16 protein-coding genes are annotated in these 16,629 nt (G+C 36.7%); 4 read left to right on the plus strand and 12 right to left on the minus strand.

Annotation, left to right across the window (positions count from 1 at the left end):
* Positions 1–40 precede the first annotated feature (40 nt).
* Positions 41–901, plus strand: coding sequence for a WlaTC/HtrL family glycosyltransferase (locus AB6N04_RS16200; RefSeq protein ID WP_369309255.1), 861 nt, complete (start codon positions 41–43; stop codon positions 899–901).
* 56 nt (positions 902–957) lie between these two features.
* Here the strand turns inward: AB6N04_RS16200 and AB6N04_RS16205 are convergent, their stop codons facing one another.
* Entirely contained in the window at positions 958–2,418 is a 1,461-nt protein-coding gene (locus AB6N04_RS16205) for an ArnT family glycosyltransferase (protein ID WP_369309256.1), read from the minus strand.
* A gap of 190 nt (positions 2,419–2,608) precedes the next feature.
* Complete coding sequence (waaA, locus tag AB6N04_RS16210) at positions 2,609–3,889, minus strand: lipid IV(A) 3-deoxy-D-manno-octulosonic acid transferase (protein WP_369309257.1); 1,281 nt, start codon at positions 3,887–3,889, stop codon at positions 2,609–2,611.
* A gap of 203 nt (positions 3,890–4,092) precedes the next feature.
* Between waaA and coaD the strand changes: the two genes are divergently transcribed.
* Entirely contained in the window at positions 4,093–4,578 is a 486-nt protein-coding gene (coaD, locus tag AB6N04_RS16215; protein WP_369309258.1) for a pantetheine-phosphate adenylyltransferase, read from the plus strand.
* Between the two features lie 10 nt (positions 4,579–4,588).
* Here the strand turns inward: coaD and mutM are convergent, their stop codons facing one another.
* A complete protein-coding gene (mutM, locus tag AB6N04_RS16220) occupies positions 4,589–5,398 on the minus strand; it encodes a bifunctional DNA-formamidopyrimidine glycosylase/DNA-(apurinic or apyrimidinic site) lyase (RefSeq protein WP_369309259.1) in 810 nt (269 codons plus the stop codon).
* Positions 5,399–5,604: 206 nt separating this feature from the next.
* Between mutM and AB6N04_RS16225 the strand changes: the two genes are divergently transcribed.
* Positions 5,605–6,843 (plus strand): O-antigen ligase family protein, encoded by a 1,239-nt coding sequence (locus AB6N04_RS16225; RefSeq protein ID WP_369309260.1) that lies wholly within the window; start codon positions 5,605–5,607, stop codon positions 6,841–6,843.
* Positions 6,844–6,870: 27 nt separating this feature from the next.
* On the opposite strand, the gene AB6N04_RS16230 is transcribed toward AB6N04_RS16225, so the two are convergent.
* On the minus strand, positions 6,871–7,848 hold the full coding sequence (locus AB6N04_RS16230) for a glycosyltransferase (protein WP_369309261.1): 978 nt from the start codon (positions 7,846–7,848) through the stop codon (positions 6,871–6,873).
* Between the two features lie 457 nt (positions 7,849–8,305).
* Between AB6N04_RS16230 and AB6N04_RS16235 the strand changes: the two genes are divergently transcribed.
* The gene (locus AB6N04_RS16235; protein WP_369309262.1) at positions 8,306–9,859 is read left to right on the plus strand and encodes a phosphoethanolamine transferase; all 1,554 of its coding nucleotides are present in this window, start codon (positions 8,306–8,308) and stop codon (positions 9,857–9,859) included.
* 36 nt (positions 9,860–9,895) lie between these two features.
* Here AB6N04_RS16235 and AB6N04_RS16240 read toward each other — a convergent pair whose 3' ends face one another.
* The 8 genes from AB6N04_RS16240 to radC form a co-directional block, all read right to left on the minus strand.
* Positions 9,896–10,873, minus strand: a complete 978-nt coding sequence (locus AB6N04_RS16240) for a glycosyltransferase (protein ID WP_369309263.1) — start codon at positions 10,871–10,873, stop codon at positions 9,896–9,898.
* A gap of 11 nt (positions 10,874–10,884) precedes the next feature.
* A complete protein-coding gene (gene waaO / locus AB6N04_RS16245) occupies positions 10,885–11,898 on the minus strand; it encodes a lipopolysaccharide 3-alpha-galactosyltransferase (protein WP_369309264.1) in 1,014 nt (337 codons plus the stop codon).
* A 29-nt stretch (positions 11,899–11,927) separates the two neighbouring features.
* Positions 11,928–12,725 (minus strand): lipopolysaccharide core heptose(I) kinase RfaP, encoded by a 798-nt coding sequence (gene rfaP, locus AB6N04_RS16250; RefSeq protein ID WP_369309265.1) that lies wholly within the window; start codon positions 12,723–12,725, stop codon positions 11,928–11,930.
* A complete protein-coding gene (locus tag AB6N04_RS16255; RefSeq protein WP_369309266.1) occupies positions 12,718–13,842 on the minus strand; it encodes a glycosyltransferase family 4 protein in 1,125 nt (374 codons plus the stop codon). Before AB6N04_RS16255 ends, rfaP begins: the two co-directional genes overlap by 8 nt.
* A 1-nt stretch (position 13,843) precedes the next feature.
* On the minus strand, positions 13,844–14,908 hold the full coding sequence (gene rfaQ, locus AB6N04_RS16260; protein WP_369309267.1) for a lipopolysaccharide core heptosyltransferase RfaQ: 1,065 nt from the start codon (positions 14,906–14,908) through the stop codon (positions 13,844–13,846).
* A gap of 205 nt (positions 14,909–15,113) precedes the next feature.
* Positions 15,114–15,281 (minus strand): 50S ribosomal protein L33, encoded by a 168-nt coding sequence (gene rpmG, locus AB6N04_RS16265; protein ID WP_004265124.1) that lies wholly within the window; start codon positions 15,279–15,281, stop codon positions 15,114–15,116.
* A gap of 11 nt (positions 15,282–15,292) precedes the next feature.
* Complete coding sequence (rpmB, locus tag AB6N04_RS16270; protein WP_004265123.1) at positions 15,293–15,529, minus strand: 50S ribosomal protein L28; 237 nt, start codon at positions 15,527–15,529, stop codon at positions 15,293–15,295.
* 252 nt (positions 15,530–15,781) lie between these two features.
* Positions 15,782–16,459 carry a DNA repair protein RadC gene (radC, locus tag AB6N04_RS16275; protein ID WP_369309268.1) on the minus strand — a complete coding sequence of 226 codons (678 nt, stop codon included), beginning with the start codon at positions 16,457–16,459 and terminating at the stop codon, positions 15,782–15,784.
* Positions 16,460–16,629 lie beyond the last annotated feature (170 nt).

Here is a 16,629-nt window from a genome sequence, read left to right on the forward strand (position 1 = left end):
TTGTGTAGCCACATAACCATACCTTATTAACTAAAATACTATGAATAAATCAATTACAGTTGTGACCGCATTTTTTGATATTGGAAGAGGTAGTTGGAAAAACCAAAATAGTGATTTTGAGAAATTTGATCGCACAACTGAAACCTATTTTAACTATTTTAGTAGATTAGCTAGTTTAGATAATGAACTCATTGTTTTTACATCTGAAAATTTTAAAAATAAAATTTTATCTTTAAGAAAAGGGAAGCCGACACATATAGTCACCATTGATATCTATAAAAAATTCAAATTCACGCTTAAAAAGATATCAACAATTCAAAATAGCGATTCCTTTAAAAACTTAATCAACCCCGAACTACATAATAATCCTGAATACTGGTCTAGTAAGTATGTCTTAGTAACCAATTTAAAAACTTTTTTCGTCAACAAAGCCATTGAGATGAAACTTTCAAATAGTGAATTCATCTCATGGATTGATTTTGGATATATTCGAAATAATAAGACATTATATGGTATCAAAACGTGGTATCACCCTTTTCGGCATGATAAAGTCCATTTTTTTACTATTAAAAATATATTAGATTTATCAGATAGAAAAGCCGTTTTGAATGCTGTTTTAAATAATGAACCCCATATTATTGGCGGGGTAATACTTGCAACTAGCGATAAATGGGTTGAGTTATATAAACTCGTTGTTGAAACCCAAAAAGAATTTCTCGCTTCCGGCATTATTGATGATGACCAAGGTATTTTCCTTACATGCGCCAGTAAAAAACCCTCTCTCTTTCAACTAAATTATCTAGGCCGAATGCGATGGTTCAAAGTGTTTAAATTATTCCATAAAGGTTCAAAGGTTAATTATTTAACTCGCCTTGGCATACTACTAAGAATAATCAAGTAACAAAATTACATTGGTCAACTTAATGGGGAAAACGCCTTGAATTTCAAGGCATTTTTCTATTTCTGCGGCGCAATAAAACCAAAGCACATAGTTTCAGGTGCAGCATCGGGCTCCGAACGGTAAATCACATCTTCTTTTTCGATAGTAAATTGTGGCCAAAACTTACGCACTTTTGCGAAGTTTTCATGGGCACAATCATCGTATTTTTTGCCTAGAAGCAGTGCACCATGCTGGCGAATTTCACCTTCAGTAATATCGCGGTTATACACATTCGGCGGCATATGCTTTTCCATCGACCAAGGTTGGATCACATGTGGCCGATCTTTCCCATAAATAATAAACCATTGATATTGATTATCTTCACCACCAACATATTTAACAGGCGTACCATAACGTTGGTACCAGCGCTCTTCCCCTTCCGCTATCAAGGTTTTTACACCGATAAACTTTTGCCCTGCGCCACGAATATTCGCGGCCTGAACGGTGATATACCCCGCCACCACTAAACCACCAAAAATCGCAAGACCAACCAATGATTTCTTAAATGGTTTTCTGGGCATCACCGTTATTGAGCCAACAAACAAAGGTGCCATAATGGCCATAAACGGCTGTAACCATTCCGTGATCCGCCCGCCATCATGGAAAGAGAACCAGCCGTATATTATGGCTAAGGGAAATAAAATAATAAAATTAGCCATGCGGTTAGGCAGAGCCTTAGGCCAGCCTAACTTTCCGCCGCTGCAATAAACAATAATAGTCGCAATCACTAACGGGTAAAAAACGCTTAATGCTGCTTGAGTTGTGTGGAAATTAAAGCCTGGGTCAATTTGAGAATCAACCCATTTAAAGGCGGAAAAATCCGTTGCCATCAACCAAAAGAAATTAGGTAGGACTAACGCAAACCACAGTGCGATAGCCAAATAAAATACAGGATAACGATAGCTTTGACGGACTTGTTTAACAAAAAGGGTCAGTAAAAAAACTGAACCCACTAAGGCTAACGACGAGTATTTCCCCATGGTTGCCAGCCCAGCAAACAAAGCAAAAGGCAACCACCAAGCCGGGTTATCTTCAACGGCTCGCAAAAAGAAATACAGCACCCATGGCCATAAGGTCACTAAGATATAGTTATCATTATAAGGAATAATATCAAAGTTAATGACACCGGATAAATTCAGCATCAACATCGCAAACCAAGCAAGGTCACGACGCCCCGTTAAACGATAAGCCAGTTGCCAAACGCCCAGCAAACCAAATGCAATACCAACAAAATGGATCAAATACCAATAAAAACTATATGAAATCCCCAAATAGATAGCTGGCCACATCAATACGCCAACAAACCATGGATTTTTCGGTGAGCCCCATTCACCATTCATCCCCCAATTCACAGCTTCCACCGTGTCATAAGGCACTGTTGGGTCAAAATAGAAACTCGCTAAGATCCAAACTATGGCATAGCCTATGATCCATAAATAAACATATTTATTTGAAATTGATTGATTAATTGCTGGCATATCGTCTTAAAAGATAAGGGAAAAAATCCAAGTATTCTATTGGTGACTAACAAAACACAGCAGAATACCCCTATAACAAACGGTGCAGTCTACTATAGTTTAAATGTAATACTAAGATGTGGGAGAAAATATTCGTGTTTCATTGCTGTAATGTTCAAGTTAACCAATCTCAAAAAGACACACTTAATCATTATTGTTCTTTTGGCGGTAAATAGGGCTGTAATAATGTTAATAAACGTTGGAGAGCCCCTTGGTTTTCATGCAACACTTCCGCAGCATGGCGACCATAATATAAGCGGTAATCTTCATCAGAAAGTAAGCTCGTCACCGCTTGTGCCATAGATTCACTGTCCGTCACAGTGATCAGCCCATCTGCTTGCGTTAACTTGCCACAAATATCTTTAAAATTAAAGGTATGCGGGCCCATTAAAACAGGTAATGCATGAGCCGCCGCTTCCAGAGGGTTATGGCCCCCCGTTTCAACTAAACTTCCACCAACAAAGGCAATATCCGCAATTCCATACAGCAGCATTAACTCCCCCATCGTATCGCCAATCACTACTTGGATATCTGCGGTCGGGATCGTGTTAGCACTACGGCGAATATACGTTAAGCCTGCTTTTTGGGTAAGTTCTTGCGCTTTTGCAAAGCGCTCGGGATGGCGTGGCACTAAAATTAACAGTAAATCAGGAAAGCGTTTTAATAACTTTTGATGTGTTTCTAAAACAATGGCTTCTTCACCATCATGTGTGCTTGTCGCAATCCATACAGGTCGATGAGCAGCCCACTGGCGACGTAATGTAATGGCGCGTACCGCCAATTCGGGAGTCACGGAAATATCAAACTTTAAACTTCCCGTCACACTTAATTGCATGCGCCTTAACCCCAACTGAACAAAACGCTCGCCATCTTCTTGGTGTTGTGCTGCAATCATCGTGACATTACGCAACATGCGTTTCACAAAACTACCTAATTTTTGATACCCCGCCGCAGAGCGCTCTGATAATCGTGCATTGGCGATAACCAATGGGATTTTTCGCTTATGTAGCTGATTTATCATGTTAGGCCAAAGCTCAGTTTCCATGATAATCACAAGTTTAGGGTCAACCTGCTTGAGAAAACGGCGCATCGCCCCCGGTAAATCATACGGGAGGTAAACATGGTCAACATCATCACCAAATGCAGATAATACGCGCTCTGAACCCGTTGGCGTCATTGTTGTAACAGTGATAGGTAAGGAGGGATAGTGATGGCGAAGAGCTCTCACTAAAGGGACAGCAGCGAGGGTTTCGCCAACAGAGACTGAATGCAATAAAATGCCTTGTGGGCTAACTTTACCCGCACAAAAACCATAGCGTTCCCCCCAACGTTTACGATACGCAGGCGCTTTTCGGCTACGCAGTAAAAGGCGAACCCATATAAATGGCTGGATAAGATAAAGAAGTACCTGATATAACCGCAGCAATAACATTCGATCTGATTCACTTACCAAAATTGGCGCTATCTTACCATAAACATTCTGCAAAAGTGTGCAGAATATGCACCTAAAAATTCACAGGACCTCACTAACTCTTGTTGCAACCCTGCATGATAGCCGATATGGTTAAACTCTTACATCGCTTATTTACACGACTATTTTGAATAAGCAAGAACAAACAATGAGATACTATCGCCATGGAACATAAAGCCATCTACCCAGGTACCTTTGACCCGATCACAACAGGGCATGTTGATATTGTCACGCGTGCAGCGGCAATGTTTGATCATGTGTTATTGGCTATTGCAAATAGTCAACGTAAAAACCCGATGTTTACCCTTGATGAAAGGGTTTCCCTTGCAAGGGAGGTGACATCCCATCTTGATAATGTTGAAGTCGTGGGTTTTTCGGAATTAATGGCAAGCTTTGCACAAAAGAATGGCGCGAATATCTTGATCCGTGGTGTACGTTCCGTGGCTGACTTTGAATATGAGTGGCAATTGGCCAATATGAATCGCCACTTTGTGCCTGAATTAGAAACCGTGTTTTTACTACCATCACAAAGTTTGTCTTTTGTGTCTTCGTCTTTAATCAAAGATGTTGCACTTCACGATGGCGATATTTCCTCTTTTCTACCGCCAGTGGTTGCAGATGCGATGCTACGTAAGCTCAATAAAATATAGCCATCACGGCCTATTTTTGGCATTGAGGGCAAAAAAACGTACTGCGCTGGCCTTGTTTAATACTTTCTATTGGTGCTCCGCACATTGAACAAGGCTCCCCCTTCTTACCATATACAAACAACTCTTGGGCAAAATAGCCCGGCTTGCCATCAGACTGTAAAAAATCTTTTAAGGTTGTGCCGCCTTGTTCAATGGATCGCTTTAAAACTAATTTAATTTGCTTAACAAGTTCAGTAGTTTCAGCCATTGTTAGTGTATTCGTCAGTTTTTCAGGTGAAATTTTTGCCGCAAATAGCGCTTCATTGGCATAAATATTACCCACACCAACAACCACTTTGTTATCCATCAACCAAGGTTTAACCGCCACTTTCTTTTTTTGTGCAAGTTGGTAAAGATATTGCGCATTAAATGCATCAGATAATGGCTCTGGCCCTAAATGTGCTAGTACTGAACTGGTTTCTAAATCGTCACACCACAGCCAAGCGCCAAAACGCCGTGGGTCGGTGTAGCGCAAAACTTTACCATCACGCATCACTAAATCTACATGGTCATGTTTTTCCTCTGGTAACTCTTCCGTCAAAATTCGCACACTTCCCGACATGCCGAGATGTACGATAATCCAGCCCTTTTTCAATTCAATTAATAGATACTTTGCACGGCGCTGCACGCTCAGTACAATCTCATCAGATAGGCTTTTAATTTGTTCGCTGACCGGCCAGCGCAAGCGGCTGTTGCGTACTATTGCATAAGAGATTGTATTACCGACTAAGTGTGGTTCAATGCCACGGCGGCTGGTTTCGACTTCAGGTAGTTCTGGCATTTTCAAATCCTACATAAATCAGATATTCAATACACAATACAATATGTAACTCATTAAACGAAACGGGTTATAGCATAGAATACTCATTGTATATTGGCTTTTCTCAACTTATTTCTCACTATACTATGTTTACATTTAATGCGCTTTACCGCATGATAACTCATCTATTTATAGATGATTAAATCAAAGACAATAAAGGCAATTTTGTGAAATTAAACCATATTATCCCCCACCAATTTCCTTTTTTATTACTCTTTTTAGTCACTCTAGGAATGTTCACTAATGATACACAGGGTGTGCTAAATGTCTCTGTTGTCTTGCTTTTTTTATATACGATTTTTACACTTTTAAAGAATAAAATTAATATCAAAGATGACCTTCTTGTTTTAATTAAAGCTAGGAAAATGCTTTTCCTGTTTGGTGCGTGGGGGTTATTTTGCGCTATATTTTTTACTTATTCAGGTTTCACCCAAGACGCCATCAAAGCTTTCTTTGATGATTGGCGATATATTTTTATTATTGTGTTTTTTTTACTTGTATTTAAAAGCGATACAGAAAAATCAAAAAAAACAATCTGCTATGCACTAATTGCTACACTAGCCTTTACAATATTTATTATTCCAATACTAAAACAATTTAAAAATAGTGAACTGCCTCTTTATCTACAGCTTAGATATGGGTTTGCACACTATATGACGCTCTTATTTCCCTTTACTTTCAGTGCATTATTTCTATTCAAGAAAAAAATATTAAAAGCTATAATGTTGATCCTTTCTATACTCGCTTTCTTATTTTTATTGTATACAGGGAGCCGAGGAGGAGGGCTTTCTATTGTTATTGAGGCTGTCATTCTCCTATTTATTTTATCTCCAAACTACAAAAAATTAATTATTAATATTGCGAGTTTCGGTGTTCTAGCAATCGCAATCATTTTCACCTCGTATCACTATATTCCGCAAGTTAAAAATAAAATAAATCAATCACTCTATGCAGCAGATATCACCTCAGCAAGAGGCAAAATCATTGAAACTCGATATCCAATTTTTACTCAGGATCTCTCATATCAGTTGATGGGAGTCGGTTACGGTTCGGTCGCATATAATCAGTTCTTATTCGATAATAATGCACCCAAATTTAGCGGTGGAATGGGGTATTCAAGAAGTAAAAAAGAATCATTTTACAACAATGATGAGCCCTTTTTTCTCAATATTAGCTATAACATAGGTCTTATTGGTCTGGTTTTGTTTCTAGCAACATTTTTCATTAATATGAAAGAATTAGTTAAGAGCATGCGAGTGAAAAAAGATATCCTCAATGTCGGTATATTTGTTTCATCTATTGGTTATTTTTTAGTATATTGCCTATTTGAATTTATCTTTATTGATATATTTATTTTATATAATATTTTAACGGCGATTCTTGTTAGAAAGGTACTTATTAAGTGAAAATACAAGCACGTAATCACTTTTAAATCAAAACACCTTTTTTATCAAGTATTTAAAAGTTGTTAACAAAAAGCCTAGATAATCTCCATTTTTTCTTAAATGCGATTTTTTTCTTGATAGCTGTTTATAACCTTCTGGTTTTATTAGTTCAATGTCTTCCCATGGTGAATGGCTCCGAGCAACTTCAAAAAAAGAATATTCTTCATAAAATGTCGCCCATTCATGAAATGGTTTTGTTAAACCAACAAAATGAATAAAGACAACATCGGAAGGGATTTTTGGAATGCTCTCTTTTTTCCCAATATACCAATCTAAAGAGAACATATAATTAAAATTTTCACTGATATTCAATAGATTAGAATTTAATAAAATATTCAAAGCATCTTGGTCTGGGTGACTGAAATCACTACGACTGACTAATTCAATGACTTTATTAGGTATATTATTTTCAGCTAATTTCTGTACTGACATATATAAAAAACCAGAATTAAAATACATTGACATATCCATAGGCAATGTTTTTTTCTCACTACGGAATTTGTCTTTTACCGCATACAAAAAAACGTTTTCATCAAATTCTAGTGAATCAAGATAAGACAAGTTACCTTTACAGATAATATCTGCGTCTAGGTACAATAATTTATTGATGTTTTTTTCTGCTAGATAAGAGATGATAACTAGACGAAAATAAATCGCAGCGCTCCATCCTTTTGATGGTAAAGGCAGCGATGTAAATTTTTCATTATCAATCAAATAGATAGTCAACCTATGTTGTGTTCCTTCAATCAATCGATGAAAAAGCAATTCATCTTTGAATTTATCCACAAAAACATGAAAATGAAAACGGCGTTCAGGATTATAGATGAGAATTGAAGCGATAGACGTACCGACTCCGTATAAAAAGTTTTCATCGACACCATAAGCAATATGAAAGTAGTTCCCGTCATTGATCTTGGCATCTGAACCTATCTCTATTTTTGATTTTATCATCTCATTACTTAACATCGTACATTCCTGTTGCAAACGCTTTACCTTCCTAACGTTCAAATCCCGTATTTTGCTATAAGCATCATCAATAGTATAAACTATTCTTAGTTTGATTTTAGATTATTCACTCAGCTTTACACTTTATCTTTTACCACCAAAGGGCATCATATAAACGACACACTAAGTGATAATGGTTATCACTACCGACAATAAAAAGTTTGAGCCACCCCTCTTTATCTACTGGCAAACATAATCAATAATGCTATATTTACTTAACTTACTGAAAACATTTTAAATAGCGTCACAATAAGAGCATATATAGCGCCAATATTTTCCTTTTTTATTCGTGTAAGTACTTTAGCTTTCCTTTATAATTACAAATTATAAGCATTTTACAAAATGCACAATAGAAAAATACAATAAGCTCAATGAGTAAAGCTTAAAACGGTTTAATTTTTAATCACATGGCAACCTTATGGTACAAAAATTCGAGTTAAAAAAAGCCTTATTGGTTTTATTTTCCCTAATTATCCTAGCCTCTATCGCTAAACTTATGTTGCTTGGTTCAGGAAATGCTCATCCTACAGTAAGAGAAATAACATTAGTCTGTTTTTTAATTATCATACTAAGTTCCTCAAATAAAGCCTATTGGTACATAGGATTCCCAATTGTCTTGATTAATGCAGTGTATACACCCATTGGTTTAAACTTCGGAGAGCCTACCTATCAGTACATTTCATCTGTAATTGCTACGGATGCTATGGAATCTAAGGAGTTTTTTACCCAAATCCCGATAAAAAATTATATTTTTGCAATAATGATAGTTATTGGTTTTATTTTTTATCGGAAAATAACAATCAAAAACCAAATTTATTTTTATAAAAATAAAACGTTACTTGTTTGTCTAGCTGTCCTTGCATTGATTAACCAGTCTCCTTTTAAACTGTTTAATAATATGTACCACTCAACATTAAATGTGAAAAAAGAAGTCGATAACTTGAATAAATTTACTAAAAATAGTGAATGGGGAACGTCTACTTTAGTAAAAGATAGAGTGCAGTATGATGACTATGTTTTAATTATCGGTGAAAGTGTACGCCGCGACTATATGAATGCTTATGGCTATCCAATCAATAATACACCATTTATCAATCAAACTAATGGGATCATTGTCGAAGGATTAACTTCTGGTGGAACAAATACGGTTTCTTCGTTACGAATGATGTTGACACAATCAAGTAAAGAAAGCTGGGAACCCAATTATGGGTTAAATTTTGTTGATCTAGCAAAATCAGCGGGGTACAAAGTTTACTGGATTTCAAATCAAGGGTTTCTTGGCGAATTCGATACACCAATTACTTTTATAGCAAAAAGAAGTGATGTTAAAAAATTTAACAAAATGGGAGCTTTTAATTCTAATGATGCTAGTGACTTTAGCTTAATCAATATGTTTAAAGATGAATTAGATGAAAAAGTTAATAAAAAACAAAAAAGGTTGTTTGTAATCCATTTATATGGCTCTCATCCTGATGCTTGTGCTCGCATTGAAGATTATGAAAATAAATATATCACTAAGGATAAAAAATATACCAATATTTCATGCTATGTTTCGAGCATAGAAAAAACAGATAAGATACTCAGCTCAATATATAATCTCTTAAGGGAGCAAGAAAAAGTAAATAATCGAAGCTTTTCAATGGTATATTTTGCAGACCATGGCGTTTCACACTCAATTACAAATGATGAAATTAAATTAAATCTCAGCAATTCCTCAGCCAAGGTGTTAAATATACCACTCGTCATCTTCAACTCTGATAGCCAGAAAAGAGAGCGTATAGTAGTTTATAAATCGGGTAAGTTATTTACTCAAGGGATTGCAAATTGGTTAAATATTAAGAATAAAAAAATAGACCTAGATTATAATTTATTCTCTGCTGCTGATGATGATAATGTAATTGATAACAAAAATTTTAAAAACTTAAGAAGTGGTGAAATTGATGATGTTCCTATAGATATACGGAATAGATAAAAAAAGGGTTAGTGAATATAATTCACTAACCCTTTTTTATTTAAATAGTTTATACTTAATTAAGCTAGTAATTCCATTTATTATTTTTCCTTGATGAATTTCATGCTTATACCTTTCTTGGTACTCTACTTTTTTATAAGCAACAACTAATGGATCATTCTTCCATGGTGAGCATTCAAAAGCGACCTTAAATGTTTGGCTTGCAGGATAATCTACCGCCCAATAATGCCATGGTTTTGTTGCTCCAGTGTAATGAATTAGTTTAGTATTATCGTTAATATAATCTTTATAATTTATATTTTTTAATTCATTTTTTAGCGTATAGATACAGTTGTAGTCTCTTGAAAGATAAATATTTTTACATTCAAATAGAATATTTAATGCATCTTGATCTAAGTATTTTAATTGTTTGCCCGTATGATTATTCACAATTAAATCAAATGCTTTTTTTGTAAATTGTTTTTCATCCCACATCTTTAAATTAAGAAAAATAACACCCGCATTAAAATATTTATTTTTTAAACCTGAAATTTGCAATCGCAATTCACATGAATCTTGCATATATTGTACATCAGGGATTACTGCGGCATACTCATTTTCAAATTTTATTTCAGTATAGCCTAATAGACTTCCTTTACAAAAAACATCTGCATCTAAATATAAAATTGATGGAATGACATTACACAAATGATCGAATATAAAAAATCTAAAATAGGTTGCATATGACCATACGTGAGATGTAGGAAGTTTTTTAAGCTCATCAGAATTTAAAACATAAACATCAATATTAACATTATCATTTAAAGCTAATTTTTCTAATCCGTTCAAAAATCTATCATCAATAAAATCTGTGAACAAATGAAATTTCAAATTAATATTTCTATTATTTATAATAATGGAATTCATAGATATACCAGAGCCAAATAAAAATCCTTTATCTACTCCATATGCAATATTTAAATCAGCTTTAGATTTTCTATTTCCTAACTCAATTTTCTCTTTTATTAATTCCATTTGAATACCTACTATCGCATTATTTTATGGATAAAATACTGAATATAAATCATAACACCAGAAAAAACTTTTCCTTGGTTAAATAAATGCTTCGCACAGTAACGCAAGTGGTTACTGCTATTTGCTTTTAATAAAGGAATATTCTTCCAAGGTGAGGCATTTTTTGCATCAACAAAAGATTGAGCCGTTGGATAATTCGCCCATTCATGCCAAGGTTTTGTTGGGCCAATATAGTGGATTAGAACCGTTTCAGGCGTTATGGGGTTTTCTTTTTTACCTTTTTGCAGTTCGTAGTTGATGCTGTATTGAGTATTGTATTTTCCATCAAGGTAAATAACTTTCTCAGTTAGAAGCATATTTAAAATATCCTGATCTAAATAGGATAACTTAGCTTTAATGGCATCTTGAGAAAGTAATTCCATTGCTTTAGTCGATATGTCAAATTTTGACCAGTTCACTAAATTAAGGACTAAAAAGCCTGCATTAAAATACCCTGAAGCGATACTTGGGACTCCTAAAGCATCCGCCCTTTTTTGCCACCATATGCTGTCTCTTTCAGGTACAACAGCAGCAATTTCGTTCGGTTCAAATTGAATGTCTAATAACGGCTTTAATGAGCCTTGGCACATGATATCCGCATCCATGTAGATCATTCTTTCTAATTGATTTGAAAAATAATCCGCAATGATAAACCTGAAATAGGTTGCATAAGACCAATTTTTAGTGCTTGGCAGCGATTTTAATTGTTCACAATCAACCAGATAAACCTTAATACTCGTTTTGTATTGCTCCGCGAGTTGTTTAAATAATTGCGATTGTTCATCGTCAAAATAGTCGGTAAAAACATGGAATGAAAATGAGATATCAGAATTTGTTTTTAATAGTGATGCAATAGAAATCCCACAGCCATACAAAAAGTTACGGTCAATACCATACGAAATATGCAAGCTATCACCAGTAATAACAGCTTCAGATGATGACAAATCAATCTGTTTTGTGACTGCATTTTCCTTATTGAAGAACATGTATTCTGTCTCTCTAATTTCGATTGTATTTACAATGATTTTCTAATTGTACGTTCTTTAATCTTTTCTGCTTTACGACTAACTTTCTCGATAAGCGCTTGCTCTTGTTTTAAAATTTCTTTTAGTGGCAAGGCAAAATAAATCCTCATAAAACGAAAAATATCACGCGGTGTTAAACCAATGTTTAATGAAGAATAATAGAGGCCAATTAAATCTTTGTCACGCCAACGTGTTGGAACGGATTTTCGAAGTTGCGCTCGGTGCAAGTCAATCACCGATATTTTTAATTCACTTTCGTTACCTGTGAATGGTAAATGCAATAAGAAATGGCAAATATAGCAGTCACGGTGGTTTATACCTGTTTTGTGCATCTCACGCACCATTTTAGCGACTCGGCGAATAATCATTTGTTTGGTGCGAAACAACGGAGGCTCATTTAACCAGTTTGCACAGTAATCTTCCAAACTAATAGTGGGTGTTAAATCTTCCGTAATAATAAAGGAGTGGCGGCGAAGGGGGTTTATGCCTTTTTGCCCAAATGCACGCCCATTCATTGTATCGACTCCCACTTGTGTAAGTCGATGAATTGCATTCCACTCTCTATCTGCGCCTAAAACAGGTAGCCGAAAAGAAATAAGATTTTTCAGGACTTCTTTTAATGTTGTGCCGTAGTGAATTTTAATAAAATAGCTGCGGTTTGCTATCTCAAAGCGTAGCGTTTTTCTCGTTTCTAATGCACGAAAAACTTCACCTTGCAGTTTATCCGTTTCAATAAACGGGTCTTTATTTTTCCAAAGTTCATCAAAAGGTGATTTTAATTCAATCATTTTGGCACCCTAAAATAATATCAGCTGCCTTTTGCGGTAAGCTATACAAGTCTTCCGTATCTGCAAAATGTTGGGCATTTTTCACCCACTGTAAGCGCTTTTCAGTGTCTTCTAAAGCATTTTGTAATGCATGGTTAAGTTGTGATTGCGCAAAAGGTTCGCTAATAACAACCCCACATTGCGCTTTTTGAATAAATGGGGCATACCCACACACTTCAGTGACAATAATAGGTAACCCCGCCGTCATCGCTTCGAGTAATACGATACCCGCCGCTTCTTGGTAGGCCGGATGCATTAAGATATCGGCCGCAGCCATTAATTCTGCAATATCATTGCGCCCACTAAAGAAAGAGACTTGCTGACTAATGCCTAATGTGGCTGCTAGTTGCTGGTATTTAGCTGGTTTATCTTGACCTACCACCAGCAAATACGTATTTTTTTTGATATTTTCAGGCAGTGCAGCAAGGGCTTTCAACGTGCGGTCAACCCCTTTACGTTTAAAATCGGAGCCCACTTGCAGTAACAAAAATGCGGATTCTGAGATTTGGTTTTTTTGGCGATAAATACGCTTTGCATCCGCAATTTGCTTATCATATTTGCGATCCAGCGCTATCCCTGGTGGCAACATATGAAAACGCACATCTTCGGTTTGATAGTGTTTTTTGAAATGTGCAATTTGATGGGGTGTTAACATTAATAATTGAGTCGGCTTGCCCATTGCAAAAACCGCTTTTTCAAATGCCGCATAATGTTTATAACGCGGTGTTAGTTTATAGAAAAAGCCTTTTTCTTCAGCAACTTTCTGTGCATAACACACATCAGCGGCATAATAAATATCCAAACCAGGCATCTTATTAAAGCCGACAATACGGTCAACTGGATGCTGTTTGATATTTGCCAGCACCCAATCACAATACTGTGCATTTCGCCCATGGTTGGTACTGGAAGTAACGGGGACAATGACTATCTCAAACCCATCGGGCTTTTCGCCTTCCCACGATTGGGTATACACTCGCACATGATGGCCACGAGATTGGCATTCTGTTGCAATACGCAAAAAATCGCGCTGTAAACCGCCAAAAGGGAAGTATTTATACAAGCAAAATGCCAATTTCATGTTAATACCTTGTCATTTTTGAACGGATATTCATTGGCAACAATTTTTCAGTTGCTTTAATGACATCTGATGCAGGAATGATGGATAGATATTTTTTATTTCTGTCCAGTTCGTCCCGTGGCGGCATTGTTTCATAATCACCCGCCCAGAATTGCACCGCATTTTCTGTCCAAGGACGCCAAAATATATGGTTGGTTGCGCCAAAAAGGCAAACAATAGGTGTATTTACCGCAGCCGCAATGTGCATCGGAGCAGAATCAACGCCAATAAACAGTGCCGCATGAGCGATCAGCGCACCAAGTTCAGGGAACGTGGTTTTACCGGCTAATTCAACAACGGGTTTTGTTTGGCAACCATTCGCAATATGATCCACACAGTCAAGATCTTCTTTACTCGGCCCCGATGTTAACACCACTTGGTAACCACGAAGTTGTAGCGCATCAATAACCGCAGAGAACTTCTCATCATCCCAACACTTAAAAATTTGTCGTGCTGTTGGTTGAATAACCACATAACTACTGTGCACACCTAAGTCTAATAGCTTTTGGTCAATATTTTTCCAATCATCTTGTGTGTAAGACATCGTTAGATTTGTTTTAAGCTCTTTTAATTTTAAAGGCTTAAGCACAGAGAGATTGTTTAAAACAACGTGTTCCCCTTCTGGGACCGTTAAGTGCGTAAAACTGTTACGCCAATATTTAGAATCACGATGACCAAATTGGTGTGAGATTTTTGTTTCTGCCGGGATAGCACGCACCAGTAAACTGACCATCCACTGATCTGCCAAATTAACAACCAAATCGTATTTATTTTTACGCAGCGTTAGGAGCAATTTGATAAAATTGCATCCTTTTCTTATTCCGCTACTTTTTTTATTCGCTATCCCATATAGCGCATTAATTTCGCTATTTTCAGATAAAATAGGGCGCGTATCCTGATAAAGCAAAACATCAATTTCAGCATCAGGATATTGGTGTTTTAATGAGCTGATAACTGGCGTTGTCAGCAACATGTCCCCATGAAACCGCATCTTGATAACAAGAATTTTTTTAAACTGTTTTTTCACCAGGCACTCTTAGTCAGGTCTATATGTAAAATTAAAAAGACAATAGATATTTGACAATAAATATCATTATTAATTCAATGAATACTCTCTATGTTACTACTTTCAAGATAATGGTCATAGCCTCGCGTGCGCATATCTCTATTCAATTAAAATTTAGGCAAAAAAAAACTCAGCCAAGGCTGAGTTTTTAACGCAGAAAGCAAAATTATTTGATTTTTGCTTCTTTGTAGATCACATGCTTACGAACAACTGGATCGAATTTTTTCAGTTCCAGTTTTTCTGGCATTGTGCGCTTGTTCTTCGTGGTGGTATAGAAGTGACCTGTACCTTCAGAAGAAACCAGCTTGATTTTCTCGCGAATACCTTTAGCCATTTTTTAGCTCCTTAGTACTTCTCACCACGGGTACGCAGTTCAGCAAGAACAGCATCAATACCCTTTTTATCGATAACACGCATACCTTTAGCGGATACACGCAGTGTTACGAAACGTTTCTCAGACTCAACCCAGAAACGGTGAGAGTGCAGGTTTGGCAAAAAACGACGTTTGGTCGCGTTTAATGCGTGCGAACGGTTGTTGCCGCTCATTGGACGCTTGCCAGTAACTTGGCAGACTCGTGACATGTCTATTCTCCAAAAATCTAATCAGCTCGAGCTTTTTTGTTCTGGGTATGGCCGCCTCGTCAGGCTTAGGAGCCCATCTCAGCAAACTTTCATTGACTGAAAAAACCGTTTATACCTGAGTAAAAATTTACTGAGATAGGCCCTTCTCGCCAAACCCAAGATCCTTAAAGGTGGCGTAGTATACGCTTTCAATCGTTTTCACTCAAGCCCAACAGCGTAAAAGTTGTCATTTTTTAGACAAAAAAAATAATTTTATAACCATCCCCGTTCCACAAAAGAGACGCATTGCTTATGCCCGACCACAAAATGGTCAAGTAACTTCACCCCCATAATAGAACAAGCACTTTCAATCCGCTCAGTCACCTGCCTATCTGCCATACTTGGTTCAGGGTTACCTGATGGATGGTTATGGGCCAAAATGATTGAACTTGCATTCATTTTAATTGCAAAACGAATAATTTCTCTTGGATGCACTTCTACGCGGTTTAATGTGCCCTTAAACATTTCTTCATGGCAAATAATTTGATTTCGGGTATTTAAAAAAAGCACCACAAAAACCTCACGCTCTTGCCCCGCAAACAAATCAAGCAACCTCGATTTTAAACGGTCAGGCTCGCTTATCACATCTTCATGAAGAAATTGTTCTGAGAAAAAACGACGGGCTAGCTCACTGACCGCTTGTAGCTGGGTAAACTTGCAATTACCCATGCCTTTACATCCCATTAGCCGCGTATAGTCAGCTTGAATTAATAAATACAACGAACCAAATTCATTAATCAGGCGTTCCGCAAACTTTAAGACCGGTTCACCTTGGCTGCCAGTTCGTAAAAAAATGGCTAACAATTCGGCATCTGATAGCGCCGCTGCACCATAGGCCAATAGCTTCTCTCTTGGGGGTAAGTTTTGATATTCATCCATTATATTATCCATCCCTGAACGCTCTCCTACCACTTTTATTGCATTTTCAATAGAGCGCAATGGCGTGTATAAGGCTTTGCGTAGCGCTTCGCAAAAATAATAAGTTGATGCGAAATCGAGCGCGCCACCTAAACGCGCAATGTGGTAATATGCCGTTCATGTTGAGCAAAGCGGATAAAAAT

Source organism: Providencia rettgeri (genome assembly GCF_041075285.1).
Classification (GTDB): Bacteria; Pseudomonadota; Gammaproteobacteria; order Enterobacterales; family Enterobacteriaceae; genus Providencia; species Providencia rettgeri_G.

Coding starts and splice junctions, on each gene's coding strand:
- AB6N04_RS16255 (WP_369309266.1), bottom strand. CDS start 13,842: ATGAAATTGGCATTTTGCTTGTATAAATACTTCCCTTTTGGCGGTTTA.
- AB6N04_RS16235 (WP_369309262.1), top strand. CDS start 8,306: ATGGTACAAAAATTCGAGTTAAAAAAAGCCTTATTGGTTTTATTTTCC.
- AB6N04_RS16240 (WP_369309263.1), bottom strand. CDS start 10,873: ATGGAATTAATAAAAGAGAAAATTGAGTTAGGAAATAGAAAATCTAAA.
- mutM (WP_369309259.1), bottom strand. CDS start 5,398: ATGCCAGAACTACCTGAAGTCGAAACCAGCCGCCGTGGCATTGAACCA.
- rfaP (WP_369309265.1), bottom strand. CDS start 12,725: ATGATTGAATTAAAATCACCTTTTGATGAACTTTGGAAAAATAAAGAC.
- waaO (WP_369309264.1), bottom strand. CDS start 11,898: ATGTTCTTCAATAAGGAAAATGCAGTCACAAAACAGATTGATTTGTCA.
- rpmG (WP_004265124.1), bottom strand. CDS start 15,281: ATGGCTAAAGGTATTCGCGAGAAAATCAAGCTGGTTTCTTCTGAAGGT.
- waaA (WP_369309257.1), bottom strand. CDS start 3,889: ATGTTATTGCTGCGGTTATATCAGGTACTTCTTTATCTTATCCAGCCA.
- AB6N04_RS16200 (WP_369309255.1), top strand. CDS start 41: ATGAATAAATCAATTACAGTTGTGACCGCATTTTTTGATATTGGAAGA.
- radC (WP_369309268.1), bottom strand. CDS start 16,459: ATGGATAATATAATGGATGAATATCAAAACTTACCCCCAAGAGAGAAG.
- AB6N04_RS16205 (WP_369309256.1), bottom strand. CDS start 2,418: ATGCCAGCAATTAATCAATCAATTTCAAATAAATATGTTTATTTATGG.
- coaD (WP_369309258.1), top strand. CDS start 4,093: ATGGAACATAAAGCCATCTACCCAGGTACCTTTGACCCGATCACAACA.
- AB6N04_RS16230 (WP_369309261.1), bottom strand. CDS start 7,848: ATGTTAAGTAATGAGATGATAAAATCAAAAATAGAGATAGGTTCAGAT.
- rpmB (WP_004265123.1), bottom strand. CDS start 15,529: ATGTCACGAGTCTGCCAAGTTACTGGCAAGCGTCCAATGAGCGGCAAC.